At 59.9% G+C, this 26,304-nt stretch carries 14 protein-coding genes and 1 pseudogene; 9 read left to right on the top strand and 6 right to left on the bottom strand.

The features are described from left to right. Positions 1–49: 49 nt before the first annotated feature. A complete protein-coding gene (locus LKG04_RS06795; protein WP_291761180.1) occupies positions 50–3,769 on the bottom strand; it encodes a glycoside hydrolase family 2 TIM barrel-domain containing protein in 3,720 nt (1,239 codons plus the stop codon). A 430-nt stretch (positions 3,770–4,199) separates the two neighbouring features. Between LKG04_RS06795 and LKG04_RS06790 the strand changes: the two genes are divergently transcribed. The 3 genes from LKG04_RS06790 (at position 4,200) to LKG04_RS06780 (ending at position 8,836) form a co-directional block, all read left to right on the top strand. Next, positions 4,200–4,712, top strand: coding sequence for a MarR family winged helix-turn-helix transcriptional regulator (locus LKG04_RS06790; protein WP_291761178.1), 513 nt, complete (start codon positions 4,200–4,202; stop codon positions 4,710–4,712). 286 nt (positions 4,713–4,998) lie between these two features. Further along, positions 4,999–6,900, top strand: coding sequence for an ABC transporter ATP-binding protein (locus LKG04_RS06785; RefSeq protein ID WP_291761177.1), 1,902 nt, complete (start codon positions 4,999–5,001; stop codon positions 6,898–6,900). Between the two features lie 91 nt (positions 6,901–6,991). Then, positions 6,992–8,836 carry an ABC transporter ATP-binding protein gene (locus tag LKG04_RS06780; protein WP_291761175.1) on the top strand — a complete coding sequence of 615 codons (1,845 nt, stop codon included), beginning with the start codon at positions 6,992–6,994 and terminating at the stop codon, positions 8,834–8,836. A 493-nt stretch (positions 8,837–9,329) separates the two neighbouring features. Here LKG04_RS06780 and LKG04_RS06775 read toward each other — a convergent pair whose 3' ends face one another. Next, the gene (locus LKG04_RS06775; protein WP_291761173.1) at positions 9,330–10,346 is read right to left on the bottom strand and encodes a ketopantoate reductase family protein; all 1,017 of its coding nucleotides are present in this window, start codon (positions 10,344–10,346) and stop codon (positions 9,330–9,332) included. A 327-nt stretch (positions 10,347–10,673) separates the two neighbouring features. On the opposite strand from LKG04_RS06775, the gene LKG04_RS06770 reads away from it, so the two are divergent. The 4 genes from LKG04_RS06770 to LKG04_RS06755 all read left to right on the top strand — a co-directional run bounded on the left by LKG04_RS06770 (position 10,674) and on the right by LKG04_RS06755 (position 14,851). After that, positions 10,674–11,012 (top strand): hypothetical protein, encoded by a 339-nt coding sequence (locus LKG04_RS06770; RefSeq protein WP_291761170.1) that lies wholly within the window; start codon positions 10,674–10,676, stop codon positions 11,010–11,012. Positions 11,013–11,099: 87 nt separating this feature from the next. After that, on the top strand, positions 11,100–11,966 hold the full coding sequence (locus LKG04_RS06765) for an AraC family transcriptional regulator (RefSeq protein ID WP_291761167.1): 867 nt from the start codon (positions 11,100–11,102) through the stop codon (positions 11,964–11,966). Positions 11,967–12,641: 675 nt separating this feature from the next. Beyond that, positions 12,642–13,004 (top strand): carbohydrate ABC transporter permease, encoded by a 363-nt coding sequence (locus LKG04_RS06760; RefSeq protein WP_291763502.1) that lies wholly within the window; start codon positions 12,642–12,644, stop codon positions 13,002–13,004. A gap of 35 nt (positions 13,005–13,039) precedes the next feature. Next, positions 13,040–14,851 carry a glycoside hydrolase family 36 protein gene (locus tag LKG04_RS06755; RefSeq protein WP_291761162.1) on the top strand — a complete coding sequence of 604 codons (1,812 nt, stop codon included), beginning with the start codon at positions 13,040–13,042 and terminating at the stop codon, positions 14,849–14,851. Positions 14,852–14,906: 55 nt separating this feature from the next. On the opposite strand, the gene LKG04_RS06750 is transcribed toward LKG04_RS06755, so the two are convergent. The 3 genes from LKG04_RS06750 to LKG04_RS06740 form a co-directional block, all read right to left on the bottom strand. Further along, positions 14,907–15,542, bottom strand: a complete 636-nt coding sequence (locus LKG04_RS06750) for a TetR/AcrR family transcriptional regulator (protein ID WP_291763499.1) — start codon at positions 15,540–15,542, stop codon at positions 14,907–14,909. Positions 15,543–15,805: 263 nt separating this feature from the next. Beyond that, positions 15,806–18,010: a YhgE/Pip domain-containing protein gene (locus LKG04_RS06745; protein ID WP_291761158.1), complete on the bottom strand. Its 2,205-nt coding sequence runs from the start codon at positions 18,008–18,010 to the stop codon at positions 15,806–15,808. Further along, positions 18,007–20,799, bottom strand: a complete 2,793-nt coding sequence (locus tag LKG04_RS06740; protein WP_291761155.1) for a YhgE/Pip domain-containing protein — start codon at positions 20,797–20,799, stop codon at positions 18,007–18,009. Before LKG04_RS06740 ends, LKG04_RS06745 begins: the two co-directional genes overlap by 4 nt. A gap of 426 nt (positions 20,800–21,225) precedes the next feature. Between LKG04_RS06740 and LKG04_RS06735 the strand changes: the two genes are divergently transcribed. Next, positions 21,226–24,624 (top strand): heavy metal translocating P-type ATPase, encoded by a 3,399-nt coding sequence (locus tag LKG04_RS06735; RefSeq protein WP_434734847.1) that lies wholly within the window; start codon positions 21,226–21,228, stop codon positions 24,622–24,624. A gap of 207 nt (positions 24,625–24,831) precedes the next feature. Then, positions 24,832–25,782 carry an alpha/beta hydrolase gene (locus LKG04_RS06730; protein ID WP_291761201.1) on the top strand — a complete coding sequence of 317 codons (951 nt, stop codon included), beginning with the start codon at positions 24,832–24,834 and terminating at the stop codon, positions 25,780–25,782. A gap of 253 nt (positions 25,783–26,035) precedes the next feature. Here LKG04_RS06730 and LKG04_RS06725 read toward each other — a convergent pair. Further along, positions 26,036–26,304: pseudogene (locus LKG04_RS06725) on the bottom strand (alpha-amylase); the annotation flags it as partial.

Genomic DNA, 26,304 nt, shown 5'->3' with positions numbered 1-26,304 from the left:
TGATGTGAACCGCCACTCGATGCGTCCGGTTTGAGGTATCTTCCGAGCCTTAGTCGCAGGCTTTCGGCATGGCTTTCGCGTTCCCCGGGTTGTTCGCCTCGTCTGCGGGCAGCGCGCCTCGTTGCCCGCCTAACGTCTCAGCAGGCCGCAATGTCACTGCGAAACCGAAACGGGCGGGGTCGAGACGGTATTGGGCGGCGAGTTCGGGGCCGCAGCTGTTCGAGCCGACGCCGCTTTGCAGGTAATCCACGCATACGACGGTCGCGTCGGCGGCTTCGAGCTCATGGTTGTGGGCCTTCGCAGTCAGCTCTTCCTGCGTGTAGGGCAGCGCCTGGAAATCGAAGGTCGAGCGGGTTTCGTAATCCGTTGATGAACCGTTATCGGCCGGGGAGCTGACTTCCGTGGCAGAGGTGCCGTTGCCTGTTGAACCGACGCAGCCGACAGCGCCAATATCACCGGGCAGAATCGTCAGCGCCGCGCCGTCGCCGGAGATGCTGGCCCAATCGCAATCGTGGTGGTTGCCGTTTTCCTGCGGCCGGATATACGGCTCGAACAAGGTCTCTGGAGTCCCGTGAAACACGCCGTGCCAGCTGGCGTGATGCTTGTCGACGTAGCTTTCGGTCGGGCCGAGGCCGCAATATGCCACTTCTTGCATCCGCTTGGGCAGGAAGAGCCGCAGGCCGAAGCGCGGCAGGAAGGGGAAGCGCGTGTCGCGAACCACATTCATACGCAGTTCGACCGCACATGAGGCGTGAACCGTCCAACCCGCGTCGATGTCGGCGATGCGTTGGACGATCGGCGCGACGAGTGCCATCATTGCGTGGATCTCGACTGATTCGTCTTTGCCCTGCGCAGACGTGGTTCGGTTATCACAGCTGTCGGGTTTCCCGTCATCAGCACGGCCATCATTTCCGCCTCTCGCAACCTCGGCGTCAATTGTCTCGTCTGCCGCCGCGGGCTGGCCGCCGCCTTGCGCGCTGTACGAAGCACTTTCGGTTCTAGTTGCAGCGTCGGCTGAAACCGGTGCCATCGCCTCAACCGAATACGCCCGGGCATAGGCGCGGTCGTATTGCGCGCGAATCCACGAGGCTTTGATATTCCGGTCGTTGTCGGTCGGAGCGCGCCAGATATTGAGCGCCATCGGCCGCGCAAGCAGCTCGTGGTTGCGATAGCTCATACGCGAGAACAGTCCCGTTCGTTTGTCGAGCGCGTATCGCCAATCCGAACCTTCGATGATGATCTCCGCGCTTGTATCATGCACGTGCAGAGCCGGCTGGCCGAGCGCAGCCCCAGTCTCTTTCGCCAAGGCAAGCTGCGCGAGCGACGTCTGGTTGCGGTTGTCCGCAGTATTCACCGCGATCTCATCGAACCCGAGCTCGAAGTATTCCGTTATATCGGCCAGCGCAGCAGCGCAGACGTTGGCCGCATCGCCATTTGCCCGAGTGAGGTAGCGCAGCACGATGGTCACGTGCCCGCGCAAATCTTGCGGCAGCTCGAGGTCGGGCAGCCGCACATCGCCGTCGCAATGCGGCGCAATATCGAGCTGTGCAGATTCGGCGTCGTCAAAGAGCCGGTATTGCGTCAGTTCGCCGTCGACATATAGCTCCCACATCGGCCTCGTGACCGCGCTCAACGGCAGCATATCAAGGTAATTGTGCAGCGTCACCGTGCAGACGCGCCGACCTAGATCCGGGTCGAATCGCTGCTTGAAATCGGTCACGCGGGCCGGACGGAACACGTTCTTGAACTCCTCCAGCCCGGTGTGCGGCGTGCGGTCAGGGTAGACGAGGCCGTCCATGCAGAAGTTGCCGGCATGCGGATATTCGCCCGAATCACCGCCATAGGCATACTCGCGTCTGCCGTCGGCGCTCGTGCCCCGGTCGATCGCGTGGTCGCACCATTCCCAGATGAACCCGCCCGCGAGCCCGTCGTAGCGCTGGATGCGCGTGAAGTAGTCTTCGAGATCGCCCGGCCCATTGCCCATCGCGTGGCAGAATTCGCACAATACATATGGTTTCGTCCCGTTCGCGCCGTCGTCGCCGTTGCTGAAGTCGCCGCGCGGGCCGTCGGCGGAAAAGTACCGGTCGATCTGCTCGATGGGCGGATACATGCGGCTGTGCGTATCGAGATTCGAGAAATCGTAGTCGCGTGTGCCACCGACATAGCGCGCGGATTCGTAATGGGTCAGGCGCATCGGGTCGAAGCGCTTCGTCCACGCCAACGCGGCCTCAAAGGTGCAGCCGTAGGCGCATTCGTTGCCCATCGACCACATGATGATGGAGGGATGGTTCTTGTCGCGTTCGACGCACCGTTGCACGCGGTCGAGCGTCGCGGGCGTCCATTTCGGATTGTCGGCGATGCGTTCGTTCCAACGACGATTAATCTCAGCTTCGTCTGCGCCCTCGCCGAGATATTGCGATGTCGTGCCGTGGCTCTCGTTGTCCGCCTCGCCGACCACGTAGAAGCCGAGCCGGTCGTACAGATCGTAGTAGTGCGGCGCATTGGGATAATGGCTTGTGCGGATCGCGTTGACATTATGCTGCTTCATGAGCACCAGATCGGCCATCATCTGCGCCTGGCTGATAACCGGGCCGGTCATCGGATCGCTGTCGTGCCGGTTGACGCCGTGCAGCTTGATCGGCCGGCGATTCACCGTGATCACGCCGCCGTCCGCGCGAATCTCGCGGATCCCTAAGTGTTCGGTGATGGTTTCGTGCGCGGTTTCGATCACCACGGCATAGAGGTATGGCGTCTCCGCGCTCCACAAGTGCGGCTCGCTGATGGCGATGCCGGCGCGTGCGGATGGATGGAACCTGCTGATGCCATCCGTGCCCTCAAGCCCAAGCGTCTGCGCCTGCCCCTGACCGACCAGTCGATTCTCAGCGTCGAAGATGGACACGACGGCAGGAACGGTATCGCAGTCCGCGTCGTGGTAGTAAGCGAAATCGATGCTGACCGCCGCCGATTGCGCATGCGGAGCCTCTGCCGATCCCGAGTCTTTCGTCGCATTCGGATCGTCGTTACCGCTGTCGGCGCCGTTCGCTGCCCACCTGATATCGGCGGTCACGCGGTAATCGCGGATCGCTTGCGCTGGCCGGCGCAGCAGGTACACGTCACGGAAGATGCCGCTTGTGCGGAACTTGTCCTGATCCTCCATATAGCTGCCGTCGCACCATTTGAGCACGAGCACGGCCAGCGTGTTGCCGCCCTCGTCGAGCGCGTCGGTGACGTCGAATTCGCTCGTGGCATGCGAGACCTGCGAATAGCCCACGAAGGTCCCGTTGAGCCACACGTAGAAGCACGAGTCCACGCCTTCGAAGTTCAGGAACGCGCGCGGCGCCGCATCGTTCGCGTGGTAGACGAAGTCGCGCAAGTACACGCCGCACGGGTTGTCTTGCGGCACGTAGGGCGGATCGAGCGGGAAGGGATAGTCCAGATTTGTGTACTGGTGATGGTCGAAGCCCTGGGTCTGCCAGATGCTCGGCACGGGAACCGTGGCATATCCGTTATTTCGATCGGCGACGAACCCCGGATCGTAGAACGCGGGAAGCGGCTGTTCGTGGGCCTTGCCCACCTCCTCGTCAAGCTCGTACACGCTGCGGTAATAGCGGAAATCCCAGTTCCCGTTCAGCGGCGCGAAGCGGTCGGAGCCAGTGCGGTGGTCACCGACGGTATCCATGCGCTGCGATGCGGGCACATAGTACGCGCGGTTCGGCTCCGTGCCGACGTGCAGGGTTTGCGGATCCTCGTAATACCGTGGGATGAACATGCCTCAGTCTCCTTTGATTGACGGCCATTGCTAGTCGCCCGCGCCGCTGCCTTGCATGCTGTGGTGCGGCGCGCTACGCGTCGCCGAACTGTACTGACGAAAACATTGTGGCATGCCGCGTTGTCAAATAAACCGTCTCCGTGTCAACCGGCGCCCGAATGGCATGTGCCAGCCGCTGCCGTTGCCCATCGTCATTCAAATTTTCTCATGAAAATGTTGAAGACGGCGTCACAGTAATGCCCTAGTAGTATACAGGGTGAAAAGTTTATAGTGTGAGATATTATAGGCGAAGCAAATGCGTATTGCGGTACACCTCGACACACAGTTGGGGCGCATGGTCGATGGCAGGGAACTTCTAAGGGCATGCAGAGCGTGCAAAATCGCTGTGATGCGGCGCAACAGTAGAAGTGGAAGAAGGAGAGGGAGTCATATGGGATACGAGCAGGAGGCCTTCGAACGGCTGCTCGCCAACGTCATGAGCAAGCGCTCGCTTGCCGCCAAGCAGTACGCACGGTATACCAGCGGTGAGCCCTTCGTGCTGCGCCACTTGCGCAAAGAGGGCACGGCGACGCCATCGCAACTCGCTTCGGCGCTGCGGTCCAGCTCGGGGCGCATCTCCGCGGTGCTTGCGTCCCTGGAGAAGAAGGGCTTCATCACGCGCGAGGTCGATGCCAAGGATCGGCGCAATATCCTCGTGTCGATCACTGAAACCGGGCTTGAGCAGTCGATCAAGGACCGCGACGAGGCGCGGTCGGCGATGTGCTGGATCTTCACGCAAATGGGGGAGCGGCGGACGCGGGACTTCGTCGATCTGGTCACCGAGTTCCATGTCTACATGTCCATCTGCAAACCCGGCGAGCCTCGCCCGACGCCCGAGGAGATCAAGAAAGCCTTCGCGGGGCTCGAACAGGATGGGCATGATGGGCGCGACAGGAGGTCATGACCTTCGGCATCGGTGGATATAGATAGCCGACGGTAGACCTGCATGAGGTGCCTGCGCAGCAAACCGGCCGATAGGGTCCTGGGGATATCCCGAGGCCTGCTGACAGGACATGGTGTCGCAAAAATACGCGTTGGGCGGATTTCGCGTTATTTTATGGAAAACGGAGTTTCATTTCGATTTCCGAGTATATTATCTAACACCGTAAGAAATTCATACTCGAAGTGAATCGCGAACGTAAGTAACGAAAGATACTGTAATCTTCAAGAACATGAAGGAAGGGTAGCGCATGCTGCGCATCTGCAAATATCTCTCCCAATCGGAGATCGGGCAGCTGCTGATCGGGCTCGTATTCATCGTGGGCCAGATCTGGTTCGATCTTAAACTGCCGGACTACATGTCCGACATCACGCAGCTCGTCGAAACTCCGGGCAGCAACATGCGCGACATCTGGATCGCCGGGGGCAAGATGCTGCTCATCTCGCTGGGCTCCGTGCTGTGCGCGATCGCGACCGGTTATGTCGCGGCGCGGGTCGGCGCCTCGTTCAGTCAGCGGCTGCGCTCGCTCGAATTCCGCAAGGTCGAGTCCTTCGGCCCGGCGGAGATGAACCGCTTCTCCACGGCGAGCCTCATCACCCGCTCGACCAACGACATTACGCAGATCCAGATGTTCGTCACCATGGGCTTGCTGCTGCTCGTCAAATCGCCGATCATGGCGGTATGGGCCGTGTGCAAGATCGCGGGCAAAGGCGTGGACTGGACGGTGGCCACCGCCGTCGCCGTCGCGGTGCTGCTCGTGGTCATCGGCGTGCTCATGGCTATGGTCGTGCCCAAGTTCCGCAGCATGCAGCGGCTGACCGACAACATCAACCTCGTCGCCCGCGAGAACCTGACCGGTCTGCGCGTCGTGCGCGCCTACAACGCGGAAGGCTATCAGGAGACGAAATACGACAAGGCCAACAAGGAGCTCAGCGACACCTACCTGTTCACCAACCGCGCCATGTCGGTGATGATGCCGCTGATCAACACGGTCATGAACGGCCTGATGCTCGCAATCTACTGGATCGGCGCCTATCTCATCGATGCGGCCGGCATCCAAGACAAGCTCACGCTGTTCTCGAACATGGTCGTCTTTTCCAGCTACTCGGTGCAGGTCATCATGAGCTTCCTGCTGATGAGCATGGTGTTCGTGCTGCTGCCGCGCGCCGACGTGTCCGCGAACCGCGTGCTCGAGGTGCTTGACACCAATCCGTTAGTGACGGATGGCGCGAAGAACGCCGCTGGCGCCGTGACGGGAAGCAGCAGCGTCACTGCTGCCGCAGCCACCGCTCCCGGCTCCGCTCCCAAGGGCACGATCGAGTTCAGGAACGTGAGTTTCGCCTACCCGGATTCGCGCGAGGCGATGCTCGAAGACATTACGTTCAGCGCGCAGCCGGGCCAGACGATCGCCTTCATCGGCTCGACAGGGGCCGGCAAATCCTCACTGGTCAACCTCGTGCCGCGTTTCTACGACGCGACCGAAGGCCAGGTGCTAGTCGACGGCGTGGATGTGCGCGACTACTCGCTGAAGGATCTTCGCGACAAGATCGGCTACGTGCCGCAGCAGTCCGTGCTGTTCAAAGGCACGGTCGCCTCGAATATCCGCTACGGCGACCGCCCGCAGGATTCCGCGGATGTCGAGATGGTTGATACCTCCAGCATTCAGGGCCGCCGACGCGAAGCCGAGCTGATGAAGCATGCGAATGACATGCAAGTCCCGGGCGACGAACAGTATGTTCGCGCTGCCGCCGAAGTCGCGCAGGCCGACGAGTTCATTGAAACCATGGATGGCGCCTATGGCGCCGCGATCGCGCAGGGCGGCTCCAACATCTCGGGCGGCCAGAAGCAGCGGCTTTCCATCGCCCGCGCGGTGTACCGCCATCCCGAAATCCTGATCTTCGACGACTCCTTCAGCGCGCTGGACTTCAAAACCGACCGCGCCGTGCGCGAGGCCTTGAAACGGCAAGCCAAGGACTCCACGAAACTGATCGTCGCGCAGCGCATCGGCACGATCATGGACGCCGACCGCATCGTCGTGCTCGATGACGGCAAGGTGGTCGGGCAGGGCACTCACCGCGAGCTCTTGAAGAGCTGTGGCGTGTACCGCGAAATCGCTGAATCCCAGCTCAGCGCCGACGAGCTGGCCGCGTGATGCTGCGTACGCTATCGGTGCGAACTACCGGCGCGCAAATGGGCGCGTATACGGGCAAACACAAGGTTGTAAGGCTGTAAGGAGAAACATAATGCCAGGACCACAAGGACCAGGACGCGGCGCAGCCATCGAACGCCCCGAGGACTTCGGGCAGACGATGGGCAAGCTCATCCGATTCTGCCGCAAATACATTCCGGCCATGATCGTCGCGCTGGTGCTCGGCGCAGTCGGCACGGTCTTCCAGATCGTCGGGCCGAACCGCCTGCGGGATATGACCAACGAGATCGTCAAAGGTATGCCGGCCATCGTGAACGGCAAACCGGTGCTGAACGCCATTGATTTCGGCGCCGTCAACCGCATCGCCTGGATTCTCGTGGCGCTTTACGTCGGCAGCGCGCTGCTGGGCTACGTGCAGTCGTGGATGATGGCGACCGTCACGCAGCGCACCGCCCAAGAGTTGCGCGGCGCGATCAGCGTGAAGATCAACAAGCTGCCGCTTAAATACTTCGACAAGACCAGCTACGGCGACATCCTCTCGCGCATCACCAACGACGTGGACGCCATCGGCCAGACCTTGGGCCAGTCCGTCGGCGCGCTGATCACCTCCGTCACGCTGTTCTTCGGCTCGCTCGTCATGATGTTCGCCAACAACGTGCTGCTCACCATCTGCGGCATCGTCGCGAGCCTGATCGGTTTCGCGCTCATGATGATCATCATGAAATTCTCGCAGAAGTATTTCGTGCAGCAGCAGAAGGCGCTGGGCGATGTGAACGGCCACGTCGAGGAGATGTACGCCGGCCACACCGTGGTCAAGGCCTACGGCGGTGAGGCGAACTCCATCCGCACTTTCGAACGCTACAACTCCGACCTGTACTCTTCCGGATGGAAGAGTCAGTTCTTCTCAGGACTCATGATGCCGCTGATGATGTTCGTGGGCAACCTCGGCTTCGTCGTGGTGTGTGCGGTCGGCGGCGCGCTCGCGTTGAACGGCAAGATCGAATTCGGCGTCATTGTGGCCTTCATGATGTACATCCGCCTGTTCACCCAGCCGCTTGCCCAGTTCGCGACCGCCTTCCAGAACCTGCAGCGCTGCGCCGCTGCCTCCGAGCGCGTCTTCGGTTTCCTCGAAGAGCCCGAGATGGCCGATGAAAGCGCCAAGCAGCCGCTGCTCGGCCGCGATCCGGCAGGCAATCCGCTGCGCGTGCGCGGCGATGTGGACTTCTCGCATGTGAGCTTCGGCTATTCGCCGGAGAAGACCATCATCCACGATTTCTCCGCTGCTGTTCGGGCCGGACAGAAAGTCGCCATCGTCGGGCCGACCGGCGCGGGCAAAACGACTATGGTCAATCTGCTCATGCGCTTCTACGAGATCACCGGAGGCTCGATCTCCATCGACGGCATCGACACGAAATCCGTGCCGCGCGCCAACGTGCACGACCAGTTCTCGATGGTGCTGCAAGACACTTGGGTGTTCCAAGGCACCGTTCGCGAGAACATTGTCTACGCCCGCACGGATGTCGGCGACAAGCAGGTTATCGGCGCCTGCAAGGCCGTCGGACTGGACCATTACATCCGTTCGCTGCCTGAGGGTTACGACACGGTGCTCGATGACAAGGCCTCCCTCTCGCAAGGCCAGAAGCAGCTGCTCACCATCGCGCGGGCCATGGTGCAGAACGCGCCGATCCTGATCCTCGATGAGGCGACCTCCTCGGTCGATACTCGCACGGAAGAGCTGATTCAGAAGGCCATGGACGCGCTGACCGTAGGCCGCACGAGCTTCGTGATCGCGCATCGCCTCTCGACCATCAAGAACGCCGACATGATCCTCGTGATGGATCACGGCGACATCGTCGAGCGCGGCACGCACGACGAGCTGCTCAAGGCCAACGGCTTCTACGCTGGCCTCTACAACAGCCAGTTCGCGCTGACGGACTGATCTGCTGAGCTGTTAAGCGGAGAGCCCGGTGAACTCTCCACGGGCGAAGCGGGCAACCGTCAAGGCTGCGAAGCGAACGGTGAGAATCCCGCCTTTCGCAAAATATCGGCCGACGTATACGTATGCGCAGTTCTTCGTGTTTGGGTGTGCGGGATCGAAAACCCGGCTTTTGCAGACCATAAAGATCTAGAATCTGGCGGTTGTGCCCTAAAAACTCGGGTATCTGCGTCATACGAGGCGTTATTCCCTAATGGGCCAAGTTCAGATGACCAGAACCCCTGTTTTCAGGCGGTGCTCCTTGGGATCTCGTGGATTTAGCGCATCATATAACGCCGCGATACACCCGTAAAACGAGAAACTACGCGCTGAAACACGAAAAGTCGTTTCAGCCGCCGATCAGCTCATTCCTCCAGTAGCCGCTCAACGATATTCGCACGTAGTGTCACAAAAGAGGCAGCCGCAGGCGAGTTCGTCTGCGGCTGCCTGCGAGTTCTCAGGCGAGTGCGAGCGCGGGAACTGGCGCGGCGGCAATCGGCTGCGCAGCTTGGGCGGCCGGCGCGTCGGTGAACTGGCGCATCGTTTCGGCCAGATGCATCTGTTTGGTCACGAACTCGTGCACATGGCAGATGTAATCATGCTCGCGTCCGAGCTTGGCAATGTAGCCGTTGATGTAGTCGACTTCGGTGTTGCGGCCCTTCGAGAAGTCCTGATACATCGACGGATAGTGGAAGGGATTGGCGACGCGGCTGACGTAGTCGACCGAGTCGATCTCCTCCTGTCGGGTCGCGATGAGCTGGATTCCGGCACGCTCGCAGGCGTCGTAGGCCTCGTCCAGCATCATCCGAGACAGTTCGGGCACACCCTCGTAGACGGCGAACTGGCCCATCTGCACGCGGAACATCGTGCACAGCGTGTTGACGACCGCGTTGAACACCACCTTGGCCATAAGCGTGCCCATGAAGTTGTCGGTGAGCACTGGGTTCAGGTTGGCGGCGCGGAAGTCGGCTTCCATCTGCCGGGTGATGTCGTCGGCCTGTTCGGTGCGGTTGCACATGTGCATTTCACCGGCTCCGGGCTTGCCCATGAAGTCGACGTCGCCGGGCCCATTGAGCACGGTGGCGATCATGGCGGTGCCTCCCACGATGTGCTGATCGGGGAAGTACTGTTGCAGTTTCTCGATGTGCCCCATGCCGTTCATGGCGCTGAAGACATACTGGTCAGGGCGGAACAGGTGGGCGCAGCGCTTCAGCATGTCTGCCAGCTGCATCTGCTTCATGAAAACGATCCACACATCGGGCTCGCCATGATAGTCTTCGGGCGCGTACAGGTTGATGGGGACGAGATGACGGTTCTGATGATCGCGAGAGACGTAGACGCCGCCCTGCTGATGCACTGCGTCAATGTTCGGCTGCCAGGCATCGATGAAGTCGACTTCGAGCCCGGCCACCTCCTGCAACAGAACTCCGTAGCGGTATCCCATAGCACCTGCGCCGATGATCGTATATTTCATGATGTGCTCCAATGTCGAGAGCGGGCGTGGGCATCTATTGTCGACGCGCTCGCGGGAAAGTAACAATAATGGGATTGCAGTGGCTGACCGTAATGCGGCTGGATGCGCGCTGCACTGCCGTGGAGAATTCTCTTATCGAGTCCTGATCCGGTGAGGATCGTGGAACGACGGCAATGGCCTTGTGGGCACGGCCTTCACCCTAGTACCGTGGCCGGACGGAGAGCCGGCGCCCTTTCGCACTGTGATACGGCGGGCTCTATGATAGTGAACAGCAGCGTCGCAAGAGAGCATGGCCGCGTAGAGTCGCAGCAAAGGAGCACTGGCATTATGACCGATTTGGCATCGACTGAGCAACTGGCTGCGGCCGAAGGGGTGCCGTATGAATCGTGGACGCGGATCGATGCCGATTCGCATGGCTGCCCGCTGAGCTATCGACCGGCGCCGCAGGAGCTTGGCCTCAGGGCGAGCGGCGACGATTTCATTCAGGCCGAACCCCTTGATCTCGCGGCTTTGCCGGCCGCCAGCGGTGCCGATTTCGAGCGGCGCGACTGGAAAGTCGCCAAAGGAGAGACGCCGGGGCACGTTTTCCCGATCTGTATGACGTGGTTCGAAGAGATCGCCGCGGTGTTCGGCATGATTCGGGATTTCACCTATGCCAGATTATGACGGATACGGGTCGGAGAACATGAACATGGGCCAAAATTCCTGCAGTACGGCGTATGGCGTATTCGGCATGCATGGTGAGGAATGGGCATGATGACAGCGCAACCTGCGGAGATAACGAAGCAGACGCTGCAGCGACGTATTCCTCTTCAAGGCTTGGAATTCGTTGCTGCGGGATGGCAGCGATGTTCCCCCGAACATTCTCAAGGGCCAAACGTCCGCGGATACTACATGCTGCATTTCGTGCTGAAAGGTAAGGGCCATATCTATATCAATGACCACCATTATCAGGTGAATATGGGGCAGTGTTTTTGCATCGGCCTCAACGAGGCGGCCTTCTATCATTCGGATCGTCTCGATCCGTGGACTTATGCATGGTTGGACTTTACTGGAGAAGCTGCAGCACTGGCCGTCGAAAGATGCGGCTTCGCGCAGAACGAGCCGATCATAACGCTGAAGGATGTAGGTCAAGTAACGGAAATGATTTCGCGCATGCTACCTCATGCCGATCCTTCTCCTGCCAACGACTTGGCGATCCAAGGATTCATGCTGCTTGCGCTTTCCCTAGTGCAGGCAGCGGCCGAGCCTCGTTTCACAGCTGTGGAATCGGCTGACAACGAGCTGGTGAAACGCGCGATTCACTACGTTCAAGAACACTCGGGGGAACCTCTCGGCGTCGCGCACGTGGCGGCCCATTTGTTTGTAAGCAGAGGGTATCTGTCTCGCTTGTTCATGCGTGAAATGAGCATCACGTTGCGTGATTTCATTCTCGAATCGAAGATGTCAACGGCCTGCGAGCTTTTAGTGCGCAGCCATATGCCGATCCAGGACGTTGCCCAAGTGTGCGGCTATCGCAATCAATTCTCGTTCTCCCGGGCGTTTAGCCGCAAGATGTCCACAAGCCCGACTGAGTTCAGGAGGCTGTATGCCCGTCCAAACGATCTTATCGATGAGTGATTCAGCTCGGGTAGCCGATCAGTAAATCCACTGTAAATACCTTTTTGTATTCCACAAGTAAAACGAACTCGCTGAAGAGCAGTCAAGAATTCTCTCTATCGTTCAGGCGTCTGCATAGTACATGTTCATCGTACAGAAGTAAGAAACCCTGAATTTTCAGTATTTTTTTGACTTATAGATGTGGAGTCATTGCTGTCTGAATTTATTCTGCGATAGATAATCAAAAATAGCAATTTGAGGCTGTCACCACTTCATTGCATTTTGTACACGGGGAACGTTCTTTCCATCTAGGCAATACGGCACAAAACTACTATCTGAAAGTAGAGGGAAACCGCGATGCAGTGGATCCCCTTACAGCGCATCAACAAGGCGGTTTCGCCTTATCGGTGTGGAACCTTTAAGGATCGCAAGAAAGGGCATACGATGCGCAATCGCACAAAAAGGCTAATGGCAGCACTCGCCGGCGGCGAAGGACTTCCCGACATAATGAATGCCGGCATTGATTATATCGGCGGATACGTGGACAAATTCCCCGATGCATTCGTTGACCTTTCCACATACGGCGCCAACAACATCAAGTCTGATTTTCCGGCGGGCATGATAAAAAGCGCTTCGCGCGATGGCAAGTTGTCAGACCAACGATGCAGGTTTGGTTGCCGATCTGCCGGGAACTTCATGAGACAGGCCATGTCGTCCTTCCCTGCCTCAATCACCGAGGCGGCGCGCATCGATGGCGCTGGCGAGCTGCGCATTTTCGGAACGATCGTCCTTCCGGCTATGAAGCCGACGCTGGCTGCGTTGGCTATCTTCATGTTTCTAGGCCGGTGGAACGATTTTGTCTATCCCTTGGTCATCACGAGAACTCCTGAACAGTACACGATTCCGGTGGCGTTGGCTTCTTTGCAGGGTGTAGGCACGACCGACTATGGACAGCTGCTTTCTGGCACTGCCATTGCAGTGCTGCCGGTGCTGGTGCTGTTCGTGTTCCTGCAAAAGCAGTTTGTCTCGGGCATGGTCGCAGGCTCCGTCAAAGAATGAACACAGGTTTATGAACTTACGAAAGGTTGAAGCGAATGCTTCTTGATACATTGCATGAGACGCTGACGACTACCATCGCCATAGAGGGGGTAACCTTGTTTGTCTCTTCGTGCGCCGATGTTTCGCTGGACGATGGGCAAGGGGCCGGAGAGCATCGTTACGTGGCGCATATCGAACGACGAGACGCGAACTCTGACAGACCAATGACTATCGCTTTCAGCGTGCCTCTGGGGATGGCGGCATCCTTCTGGAAGGTCGGGGATCGTTCGCGTGATCCCAATCTTCCTGCGGATTGGCTGGGCGATATTCCGGTTTCCCTAGTGAATTCCGCTCCTATGGGCTGTCTTCTGGACGCACAGGACCATTGCCTGATGGCATTCGGATATATTCCTGCGCGCGGGGAGATACGCATGCGTTATGGCGTCGATGAGGAACATGCCTGTTTCACGGTGACGTTGGAAGTCGAATCTCCGCGAGCTTGCTGTGATCTGATGCTGGTGCTGGATGGCAGCCTGCTTTCTGATGCACTACGCGTGCTGTCGACATGGATGGCAAAGGAATCTGATTCGTTCCCGGTAACGCAGGCCGCATGCGAGCCCGTGTTTTCGACTTGGTACGCCTATTTGCAAGATGTCAGTCAAGAGCAGCTTGTTACTGAGCAGCCGCTGATCAAAAAGTTAGGCTGCTCCTGCATATTCGTAGACGACGGATGGCAGCGCAATGCCCGAGGGCGAGGGTATCGGGGTTGCGGCGACTGGATTCCCGATCCTGACAAGTTCCCTGATCTTCGTGGTATGGTCGAGCGGTTCCACGCCGAGAATGTTCGCACAGTTTTGTGGATAGCGCCATTACTGCTGGGTGATTTGGCAGAGGTCTATCCGCGCATGATTCGGTATGCGCCGGTGCGGCAGGATGGTCCCGGACAGCAGATGAATCTTCTGGACCCCAGAAGAGCCGCCGTTCGTGAATTTGCAAGTGAGTCATGTGCCCGGCTTATGCGGGACTATGCGCTCGACGGGCTCAAAATCGACTTCCTTGATGTCGCTAGGGCATATCAAGGGCAGGCATTAGAGAACCCCGAGCCCGGAGATCTTGATGATATCGGTGAGGCCATGAATGCGATGCTCTCACAGATACGTGAGGTGCTATTGTCACAGACTATGGCTGCCCCGATTGTCGAATTCAGACAGCCGTACTCAAGCCCTGCTATAGCGCCGTTCAGCAATGTTGTACGTGCCGCTGACTGCCCGGCCGACGCTTTATCGAACCGCGTGAGAACAGTTGACGAGCGGCTGCTTGTGACAGGCCGTATCGTGCACGGCGATATGTTGCTATGGGATACGCAAGCTGGTCCGCAGGCATGTGCCCAGCAGCTTATGGCTTCTTTTTTCGCTGTTCCGCAGATTTCCGTCAAACCTTCGACACTCGGCGATCAGCAATTCAGAGCCTGTGCCTTTTTGCTTGATTTGTGGCGTAACCATCGCAATACGATTCTTGGCGGAGAATTCGTTCCGGATAGTCAGATGCTGAACTATCCGGTTGTTCGTGCGACGCGTGAAGGCGACGCAGTGATAGGGGTGTACGATCCGAAAAGCGTCATTCGGTTTGATACCGATGAATTGAGACATGCAACAATACTGAATTCGACCTTTGAAGATAGCGTGTTTCTGGAGCTGTGTGCGCGGCGCGGCCCTGTGCGTCTACGTGCGAGATCCTATGGCTGCGAGGGCGTGCTGAGGGAAGAGAATCAATGCGCCTTCTCGCCTGACGCCGAGGGAAAAGTATTGTGCAATCTGAGCGTTCCGGCCTTTGGCGTGCTGGAGCTGGATTGTGATGCCCCTGTTTGAAATCTCATGCACAAGTCGACCTATGGCGGTTTGTGCATGAACCTTCAAATCGGGCTCACGCGGCGATGACGGGCCAGATGAGATCGGTCATGCGTTGCGCCCAGCGGTCGTCGTTGGCATCGATGACGGACGCCGAGCTGATGTCGTCGCCGCCGTCTTCGTCCCCGTAATCGCGTCCGTCTGATTGGTCTTCGTCCATGCTGCGTCCTTCGCCGGCCAATGCCTGGTTGGCGACCATCGAGCCGATGATGGTGTTGAAGAGGAATGCGTCGTCGAGACCGCGACGCAGGGTGCCGGCGCGTTCGCCGCGATGCAGGAAATCGGCGAAACGACGGCGTTCGGGCAGGATCGCCTGCTCGACGATGCGGCCGAAGTATTCGTTGCGCGTGGAAAGCACCATGCCTACGGCGGCGACGCCGATCTGCGAGCTGAAATGCTGAATGATGCGTTTCAGGACCAATTGCAGGTTCGGCCGGGTGGCGCTGAGCTCGGCCAGTTCCGGGGTGCGCGCGAATTCGAGGGTCTGCACTTGGCGTAGCATATCCTCGGTATTGCTGTAGCGCCGGTAAATCGTGGTTTTCGCCACGCCGCTGCGTTTCGCCACCTCCTCGATGCTGACCGCGCCGATGCCCTGCGTGATGGCGATCTGCATGCAGGCCTGCAGAATTTTGCGATCGGTTTCCGCGCGCATTTTTCTGCCGCGTTTGCCTGCGGCTGCTGATTCGGATCCTACGGCTTCTGCGGCGCTGGATCCAAACGCAGCTCCAGCGCCGGACGCAGACACGGGCCTAGTTCCAGATCCAGAAGACGATAGCATAGAAGATTGTGTCGCAGAAGTCTCTGTCGTATCGTTCGCCGTGTGGCGAGCTGTTCCGAGGGCTGCTGCGCTAGCCGCGGTGTCGTCTGGCTTCGCTTGCATCGTCGCCGTTGCCTTTGCCATCTTCCTCTCTTCTCTCACATCAGCTTTGTGGTTTCGAGCCGGCGCTCGGCCCATCGGTTGAAACGCACCAGCGGCTTGCGCAGCAGCAAGCCCACCGGCAGCATCGCGGCGGCGAAGATCAGCAGCAGACCGAGCTGCTTAAACAGATCGTTGTCGTAGATGCCTGCGACGGCGGCGCGCGTCGCTTCGATCGCGTGGAACGCCGGGAGGAACGGGCTCAGATCTTGGATGAATCCGGGCACGACTTGCAGCGGATAAGCGCCGCCGGTGCCGGAGACTTGCATGACGAGCACGATGACGATGATCGCCTTGCCGATATTGCCGAAGCTGACGATCAGCGTGTACACGATGAGCATGAACACGAGCCCGCTCACCCAGCCGCACAGCATGAACAGCCATGGGTGCGCAGCGTGCACGCGCAGAAACAGCAGAGTCCCGCCGCAGGAGAAGGTGCTTTGCGCCAGCGAGATCAGCGCGAATATGCCGAAATGCCCCAAGAACAATTGGTGCGGTTTAATGGCGCTGTTCGTCGCTTCGCGCAGCGCCTTCCGTCGGCGCTGCGAAATTCCGGTTTTCAGCATCATCGCGGCGAGCAGCGAGCCCACCCACAACGGGATGATCGTGTAGAACGGCGTCATCGCGGCACCGAAATTCTCAATCGGGAACACCGCTTTGCGTTCCAATTGCACCGGAGCCGCCAGCGCCGCAGCGAGTGTTTCTGGGTTCTGCCTAAGCAGCTGCTGCACGGTTTTCATGTCGCCGCTCGACAGCGCGCCGGCGAGCTTGCCACTGAACGAGGACAAGGTTTTGCTCGTATTGGTGAGCAGCGTCTGCATCGAAGCAAGCGTTTTCTTGACGTTCGCCATATCTTCGTTGGCCGACGCGGCGGTGCTCTGCAGAGAGTCGACGGCGCCCTGCAGAGCAGTGGAATTTGTGTCCAACGTGGAGGCGGCATCGTTGAGGTTCGCGACGATCTTCGCGGTCTGCGGTTTGAGCGTATCGTTCACATTGCCGTTGAGCTTGCCGATCGTCGTCGAAGCCTGTGCTGCCAGCTGCTTGATATGCTCGTGTTGCCTGACGGTGTCTGTTTTTTTGGCATCCACATCGTCGGCGGCCCCATTGAGGGCATTGCGCAGCCTGGTCAGCTGGTCTATGGCGGACTCGATGCCGTCCGCTGCCCTGAGCAGCTGGGCATGCGCGAATGAATCCTGCGGAGCCTGCGAGGCGAGCGATCGTGCCGCATCGCGTATCGCCTCATACTGGGTGATTTGCCGTTGAACAGCTTTCGCCTGCCGTCGCAGCCCTGCGGAAACGTCTGCAGCGCTCGATCCGGCGTCGTCGAATGTCTTGTCGATTGTCGTGCCGACAGCCGAGAAACTGGAGCCGCTGGCCGATAGCGCATTGGAAAGCGTTGATGTGGTGGTGTTCAACGCGCCGTTGATGCCTCCTAATGAGCCCCGCGCCGATTTGAGTTGGCTCCCGGCTTTCGCGGCGCTATGCGAAGTGGCTTCGAGCAGCTGATTGGAACTGTTCAGCAGCGATCCCGCGGCATCGAGCATCAAGCTGTAGGAATGCAGCGTTGACGCGGTGTCATCAAGCTGATTGGCGAGGCTGGACACGTTGGCGTTGAATGCGGTCAGGCGTTGCTTGGATTGCGGCTTGCTGAGCTGCCGCGAAATGGTGCCCGCGAGGCGCAGCGCGGTGCCGGTGAGCGTCTCGGAGAAGGTCGTATTCACCGTGGCGGCGATCTGGTCGGCGCCTTCCCCAGTGAGTTTCGGGGCGACGGCGTTGAGTTTCTGGTTGGTTACGTAGGCAAGCTTAGGGTGTTTGGCGCCGGGCGAGAAGAAGGTGAGCATGGTGGCGCTGAAATTCTTCGGGATGATGACCGCCGCATAGTATTCACCGGATTTCGTGCCGTCGATGGCTTGGTCCTTGCTGGTGAACACCCAGTTCAATTCTTCGTTTGCCCGCAGCTTGCCCACGATCTGGTCGCCGACGTTCACGGTGATCGGCAGATTTTCGCTGGAATAGCCCGCATCGGTGTTGGCGATGGCGACTTTGATGTTTCGGCTGTTGCCGAAAGGGTCCCAGCTCGCCGCGATGTTGAACCATGCGAACAGGCCGGGGATCATGACCAGACCGACGGAGATCACAATGGTGACGACGGTGCTGAGCAGCCGGCGCACGTCATCAACGAATATCGTGCGTATCATCCTCATGCCGAGTGCCCTTCTGCCGTGTCGTTCTGCGTGATGTCGTGCTGTGCGGCGCCATGACGATGGCTCGATGCCGCCTCGGGCGAGCTTGACGCATCGTGCACGGCGGGCAGTTGCTGGGTATCGGCCGGAAGATGATCATTGGATTTCCGTGCGACAGCGTCCGTATGATGCGAACCTCGCCGACCCCGCCAGCGTGCAGCGGCGTATTCGCGCACAATCGCCCGCACGCCCTCGTCGCTCAGCGTGCCCAGTCGCACTTGACGTTCGAGGCTGTCGCGCATCATCTCGATCGCCATCAGGAAAACGACGATGAGCAGCAGGTAAATGATCCAAGCCGTTAGCGCGACGAGTTTCGTGCCGGTGGTCAATGAGAACGTGAGCGCCAGCGCGACTGGAACTATCAGCCCGGCGACCAGCGCGCCACGGCGCAGGTTGGGGTAAAGCTTGGCGAAATGCACAGCCCGGTCCTCGATCTCCTTTCGGTATTCGTCTTTGTTCGCCAGCAGGCCGATAGCCTGCGAAAGCCGATATTCACGGCCTTGCGACTGAATCGGCTCGCCTACGACCATGTCGCTTTGTGCGATTTGCCGCGCTGCCAACCGGTTGAGCACGATCAGGCGCGGACGCGCCACCAGCCCGAGCAGGAATGCGATGGCGGCGAAGAGCAGCAGACGCGTCATATAACCCAGCCAATGACCGTCGTAGAAACCGCCGATCGTCTCGCGCAGAGCATTGACGGCGGGTGTGAACGGAAGGAACGGGCTTATCGCCCGGAAGAAATGGGGCAGGAGCTCGGTCGGGTACAGGCCCGAGGAGCCGGGAATCTGCAGCATCACCAGCACGATGCACATCACCTTGCCGATGTGCATGAAGGTGGTCGCCAACGCATAGGCGATGCTGACGTACACCAGCGAAGTAATGAGAGTTGTGGCGACGAACCCAAAACGGTTCACGCTTTGCACTCCGATGACGAGATCGCCGATGGCGGTCACCAACCCTTGCAACGCGGCAATGGCCGCCAGCAGCATCCAGCGTCCCCAATACCGCTGGCTCATGGTCAGCGCTGCGGGGTCAAGGCCGCCGTCGTCGACTTCGAGTTTGAGCAGCACGATCAGCATGAACGCGCCTACCCATAGCGACAGACTGGTGAACAGCGGGGCCATGCCCGAGCCGTAGGAATTGACCGGATAGACGATCTGCGTGTTCAGCACGGTGGGGGAGAGCATGAACGAGGCGATGGAGCCGACGTCGAGCTTGCCGCCGCCCAGCAGGTCGCCGAGCGGGTTCGAGCCGTCGAGCGCGCCGAGGTCGACGATCAACGCGTCAAGCCGCGTTGACAGTCTGTTCAAACCGGCGTCGGTGTCGGCCAGTGCGCTGCTGGTCGAGGCTATCGCCTGGTCGAGCTGTGTCAGAGTGATATTCGCCTGCGCGATGACGCTGCCCTGGCTGCTCAGACCTGCGCCGAGCGCGCTGGCAGATCCGGCCAGCGCGGTCAGCGAACTATTCAATCCCGGCAGTGTGCCGGACGCGAGGCCGGTACGTGCCCTGTCGAAGGCGTTCAGTGTGGACTGCGTCGAGGAATCCAAGGCATCGGAGGCTTTGCTGGCGTCGATTACGGTGTTGCCGGTATCGGTGTTGAGCTTCGACAGGCCATCGATGGAGTCGGATAGCGCCGCATTTTGCTGTTCGAGTCGGGCGATGACCTCGTCGACGCCTTGTATGTCTGATTTCTGGCTGAGCGCATTGAGGTCGGCGATAAGCTGCGCGTTGGCGTCGTTCACGGACTTGGCGGTATCCAGTGCCGAAGCGATTTTGCCATTCGCCTGGGTCAGCTGCGAGGAGAGCGAGGCCGTGGTGAGATTCGTCTGCGCGCTCGCCTGCGAGAGCAGCGTCGAGCTTTGGTCCAAGGTGGATGAGGAGGACCCGATGAACCCGTTCAGCGTATTCTGCGTCTCGCCGATGAGCTTCGCCGTGTTCTGCAATCCCGTTCCCGCCTGCTTGCCGGCAGTGCCGGCGGTCTGCAGTGCGTCTCTCGCGTTCTTGGTCTGCTGCGGTGTGGCGGCCATGCGTTTGCGTAGATCGACGATGGTGCCTCGAACGTTGTTGATGTCCCGCTGGGTTGTGCGCAGGCTGGCTATGGTCTGATTCGTCAGGTCATTGCGTTGCTCGGTTATGGTGGCGGCTGCGCTGTTCGCCGCCGATGAGATGACTGCGCTGACCGCCGAGTTGAAGGCGTCGTTGACTTGCGTGTCGACTGTGCTCGCACCGGTGTCGGTGATCTTCGTCGCGATGCCATTCTTCTTCTCATTGACGTAATACTCGAGCTTCGGGCGCGAGGGCGATGTCGACGTTGATCGTGAGTCGGATGCCGATCCGGACTCTGAACCCGATGCCGAGTCCGTTCCCGAGCCTGTGGTGATGTCGCTGACTTGCGCGCTGAAGTCCTTCGGGATGACGATCGCCGCGTAGCTTTCGCCTGAATAAACCTCCCGCATGGCTTCGGATCGGTTCACGAAACGCCAGCCGAGCGTGTCGTCGGCCCTGAGCTTGCCTACGATCTGGTCGCCGAGCTCCAAATGCCCCATGACCTCATTGTTCGCGCCCCGATCCTCATTCGCCACTGCCACGTGAATGCCGTGTGTGTTGCCGTACGGATTCCAGAAACCGACGATGTTGAACCAGGCGTACAACGGCGGCAGGAAGACGAGCCCGAACAGGATCACCCAGGCGGCGGGCAGTCGCAGCATCCGCATGATATCGCGGCGCGCGATGGCGAAGGCGTTGCTCATAGTGCTGTGCGGTCCTTTCTCATAGACCTGCGTAGGCAGGGTTGCATTTGCATGGCTTGGGCGAATCAAGCTGGTCGTGTTCGGCGTTGTCATTCTATAACGATACGAATATCGTAGCGCTACGAACTTAGTAGCGTAATAGTGGTTTGGGACAAAGTTCACGGTAGGGGTTGACGGGTAGAGAAGGTAAGGCGATGGTATGTAATTTGGACTCTTGACGAATTGTGTGATGGCTTCGTATGCGTTGTTCGCTACGGGCGCCATGATTGCTATATACCCTATGGGGGTATATTATGGGAGACGATGCAGTTGTCAAAACGCTGAGAATGCCCAGCGGACCGGTGTCGCGGGTTGGCGCTGATGCGCGGGCGCGCGGCATGCGGGTGCTGCGGACTGGAGGATTCAGGAGGAATGATGACACCGATGATGGGGACGATTGCGGTGGTGGCCGTGGCGGTGCTGCTCACTGCAGCGATTGTGTGGCTGTTGCTGCTGCCGCGCAAGGATGCGCCGGCGGCGCAAGCAGGAGTGGATAACAGCGGAGTGCAACAAATCGATGTGGTGGTCAAAGGTGGCTATTCGCCTTCGACGGTCGCTGTGCGGGCGGGGACCCCGGTGCGACTGATGTTCGACCGGCGCGAAAGCGGCGAATGCTCTTCGCATGTGATCTTCTCGGATTTCGGCATCGACAGGACGCTGCCGGCGTTCGAGACCACGCCGGTCGAGTTCACGCCTGAGCATCCAGGTGAATACGAGTTCGCCTGCGGCATGAACATGCTGCACGGCAAGCTCATCGTGCGCGATGCGAATGAGCGCACAGAAGAGGTTCGTGGAAGCCAAAATGGTCAGGCCCAAGACAGCCATGACTGGCAAGGCGATCAGCCTGTGGACATGAATACGGACACGCACGATATGCATATGCACATGGGCCAAGGCGATCAACCCATGGACATGGGCCATGCTCACCATAGCGAACATGGAGATTGCCGCGCATCGGAATCTCATGGCGATCGCGAATGCGCGCGCCAGGCGCCGACTGAGACTGCCTCTGCGATTGCCGGACCCGGCAGGAGTTCGGCTGCTGAAGCGCATGCCCAAAATGAGGATTCATGTACCCATCCAGGTCATATGAGCGAAGTCTCACATATGCATTCTGATAGTGACTCCAACAACAACTCGGACAGCACGACCGGCTCGGACAGCGCGACCGGCTCGGCCGGGTCGAACCATGCACCTGCTCAGGCTGGCGCAGCCGACTCCGGCTCATCTGCTTCACCCGGCGAACAGGAACGGTCCGATGCCGCGCGGCGCGCGGAGATCCGCGATCTGTGGCGCAGGCTGATCGTCGCCATCGTGCTGACGCTGCCGGTGTTCGTCGCCACGATGTTCATGGCGTTCCACATGGATCCGTGGATCCAGCTTGTGCTCATCACCCCGGTGATGTTTTATTCCGGTTGGCCGATTCACCGCACCGGCTGGACTTCGCTGCTCCACCGCTCGCCCGAAATGAACTCATTGGTGGCATTGGGCACGGCGGCATCCTACCTCTTCAGCGTGGTCGTAACCGCCGCGCCGCAGCTGCTGCCGGCGGGTGCGCGCGAGCCGTACTTCGAAGCGGTCGGCACGATTATCGCGCTGATGCTCGTTGGACAGCTGCTGGAGGCCAAAGCCCGCTTGGGCACTGGCGAGGCGATCCGCGGGTTGATCGGGCTCAAGCCCAGGACCGCGCGAATCGTTGACCGGAATGTGCTCGAAGCGGCGCAATCTGGACAATCCGCCATCGAATCCACGCAAACGCAGGATATCCCTGTCGATGACGTGCGAGTGGGCGATATCGTTGTCATCCGGCCGGGCGAGAAGCTGCCGGTCGACGGCATCGTGGTCGCGGGGGAGTCCGCCATCGACGAATCGATGGTAACCGGCGAGCCGCTGCCGGCGCGCAAAACAGTCGACGACGCTGTGACGGGAGCGACGGTCAATGGTTCGGGAAGCCTGCGGTTCCGGGCGACCAAGGTCGGCGCCGACACCATGCTCTCGCAGATCATCGAACTGGTGCGCCGGGCGCAGGCTTCCAAGGCTCCAATCCAGCGCATGGTCGACCGCATCGCGAGGTACTTCGTGCCAGCGGTCTTCCTCACCGCGATCTGGACCTTCGTGGCTTGGTGGGCGTTCGGCCCGGCTCCGCAAGGAGTCCACGCCTTGGTCGCTGCGGTTTCGGTGCTGGTCATCGCCTGCCCCTGCGCGCTTGGCATCGCCACGCCGCTTTCGGTGACCATCGGCACCGGCAAGGCCGCGCAGAACGGTGTTCTTATTCGCTCCGCGCAGGCGCTTGAAACCATGCACAAGGTCGATACGGTTATTCTCGACAAGACCGGAACCATCACGGCAGGCCAGCCGAGCCTGACGGATATGCAGGTGATTGCGGAGGCGGCCGATGAAAACGTGGAAGAGGCCGACGACGAGGATGACGATTCGCACAATCGTCTCCTCGCCTTGGCCGCCAGCGCCGAGCAATCGTCGGAGCACCCGCTCGCTCAAGCCATCGTGCACGGCGCTCGCGAGCATCAACTGACGTTGCTGCGCGCCGAATCTTTCTCATCGGATGCGGGCGGCGGCGTTTCGGCGCGTGTCGAAGGCCATGAGGTCATGGTCGGGAACGCCGGTTATCTTCGGCATGCGGATGCCGAGAATATCGATGCTGCTGAGCAAACTGCCGGCCGCTTCGCTGCTTCGGGTGCGACGCCGGTGCTGCTTGCAGTCGATGGCCGGCTTGCTGCGGTTTTGGCTGTCGCCGATGCGGTCAAGCCGGGCTCTGCAGGGGCTATAGCGGCGCTGCAGCAGCGCGGAGTCGACGTGGTGATGGTGACCGGCGACAACGATATCACCGCACAGGCCGTCGCCCGTCAGGTCGGCATCGAGCAGGTCGAGGCGGGCGTGAAGCCTCAGGACAAAGGCAGCGTCGTAACCAGACTTAAGGCGCACGGCCACAAGGTCGCGATGGTCGGTGACGGCATCAACGATGCGCCCGCGCTTGCCGCAGCAGACGTGGGTATCGCCATCGGCACCGGCACCGACATCGCCATCGAATCTTCGGATATTACGCTGATTTCCGGCGAGCTGGGCGGACTGGTGACCGCTTACGACCTGTCGAAGGCCACGATGCGCAACATCGTGGAGAACCTCTGGTTCGCCTTCGGCTACAACGGTCTGGGCATTCCGGTCGCCGCCGGCGTGCTGTATCCGTTCATCGGGCTGCTGCTCAATCCGATGATCGCGGGAGCCGCCATGGCTTTCTCCTCGCTTTCGGTCGTCATCAACGCCAACCGTCTGCGCGGGTTCCGCCCGGCCGAGATCGAACGGCCGGCTTCAGTTTTGGACTCAAACGTAGCTCCGCGCGAAAGGCCGGAGCGTCATTCGGCCGCTGGAACGGATTCCCATGAAATGCACCATCATGAGAGGCGCCATCACGATGCGACGGGAATCGCTACAATAAGCGATGTGGCAAACGAGTCGGCACCCGCCGCGACCGGTACGCCAGCCAGCGAGGCGACTAATCTCGCCGAAAAAGAGGGAACTGATATGTCCATATTCCACAGGCACGAGCATCACGACCGTGCCGGGTCAACCACCGAGGCTGCGTCCCAAGTCGCCCATTCCGAGCTCCAAGTCGGGGCATCCGTAAAAGTCACCGACCCGGTCTGCGGCATGACCATCAACTCTGCCGACGCATCCGACACCCGCGACTATAACGGCAAGACCTACTACTTTTGCAACCCGGGCTGCGCCGCAACATTCGATAAGGATCCGGCCAGCTTCGTCAAGTAGGGATGAACTGATTGTATGAAGCGCGGGATTTGGCTCTATCATGCCGATTCCGCGCTTTTCGTATCTTGGGACGGTACTATTGGTCTGAGTTCAGTGGTGCGAGCCATGCCAAGCCGATACCGGAGGCGGACGAGACGTATGAAACAGGATATGCGCGAGGCGCGCGCGAACCAGACGGAACATGGGTTGCCGAACATTGATCGAGCTATGTCGAAAAGCCTGTCCTGCGGCGACGGCCATCTCCCATCTCCCGCCGAATCGTCCGCTGCTCATGTGCCGGCCAATCCAGCGCTTGCGGGGTTGGCGCGCATGACTCGTGACGTGGCTTATAAGACCGGTGCCGACCATCTGGTGATGGATGTCATCGCGCCGCAATCGTTTGGCGATGACGACGTGCGGCAATACCCGGCTGTGGTGTTCGTGCAGGGCAGCGCGTGGACCACGCCGGATCGCGATACGGAGATTGCGCAGCTCTCCCAGCTGGCCCGCGAGGGGTATGTGGTCGCCACGGTGAATCATCGCGACGCGTCGCGCAACCCGGAGTACGTGTTCCCTGCGTATCTCGAAGACGCGAAGTCGGCGGTGCGTTTTCTGCGCACCCATGCTGACGAGTGGCAGGTTGATGCCGACCGCATTGGCATCTGGGGCACGTCGTCGGGCGGCAACACCGCGCTGCTCATCGGACTGACCGCCGACGATCCGCGCTACGAGGATGGCTCGAACCCCGGTGTGAGTGATGCGGTCAACTACGTGGTCGCATGCTTCCCTCCCACAGATCTGACCGAGGCGGTTGAAGCGTTCGGGCAGGAAGACAACGCGTTTCGGCTGTACTACGCAGGTCCGCTCGCGGCCGTGCTCGGCGCCACGCCGCAAACGGGAATCACGGATGAAGTGCGTCAGCGGGCCGCGGATATGAGCCCGTACCTGCAGGTGGAACCGGGACGGCGCTACCCGCCCATGCTCTTGCTGCATGGCACCGGCGATCGCGTGGTGCCTTACCGGCAGTCGGTCAAAATGTGCGACAAGCTGGTTGGGAATGGCAATGACGCGCGTCTCGTGCTGGTCGATGGCGCCGATCACGAACATGACTTCTGGAGCCAGAGCGTGCTCGACAGCATCGGTGATTTCATCGCAGAACACAGTAAGACGTCGAAGTAGCACGATGGCTGAGATGCCGCAACATAGCGGCAGTGCCTCGAACTGGTATCATCGACGCAGGCGTTGGCTGGAATAAGCAGCCGTTGATGAGTTCCTTCGTATCGGACTATTGGCCAGGGCGAGGTTGCTGACCGGAACGAAGTCGCGCAGCCAGCGAAACATTGACGATGGCGTTACGACTGATTGCGAGCTGTTGCGCCTGTAGTTTGGTTGCAGGTATGTTTCACCTATGGACCGTCAGCCCACTCACGTCTCATAACTTCCGCTGTTTCCATGCGATCTGGCCGCTGGCATCCGTGATGGTCGCCGATGGCGCCGCGGTGAGATCGATGTCCACATCGAGATAAGCGCTTGCGTCGGCCGCGGCGCTGCGGTAGCGGTAGCGCCTGTTTTCGAGTTGCAGCTTCGTGGTGGTGGCGGTTGTGAGCCAGGAATTGCGGCGGCGCAGGCCGATGAGATCTTGGTGCGCGCGATAGATGTTCTGCGCTTGAACGGGCAGTTCGCCTGGTGTTTCAGGGAACT

The sequence above is a fragment of the Bifidobacterium sp. genome (assembly GCF_022640935.1).
Taxonomy (GTDB): Bacteria; Actinomycetota; Actinomycetes; order Actinomycetales; family Bifidobacteriaceae; genus Bifidobacterium.
This window is presented reverse-complemented; position numbering and strand designations above follow the sequence as displayed.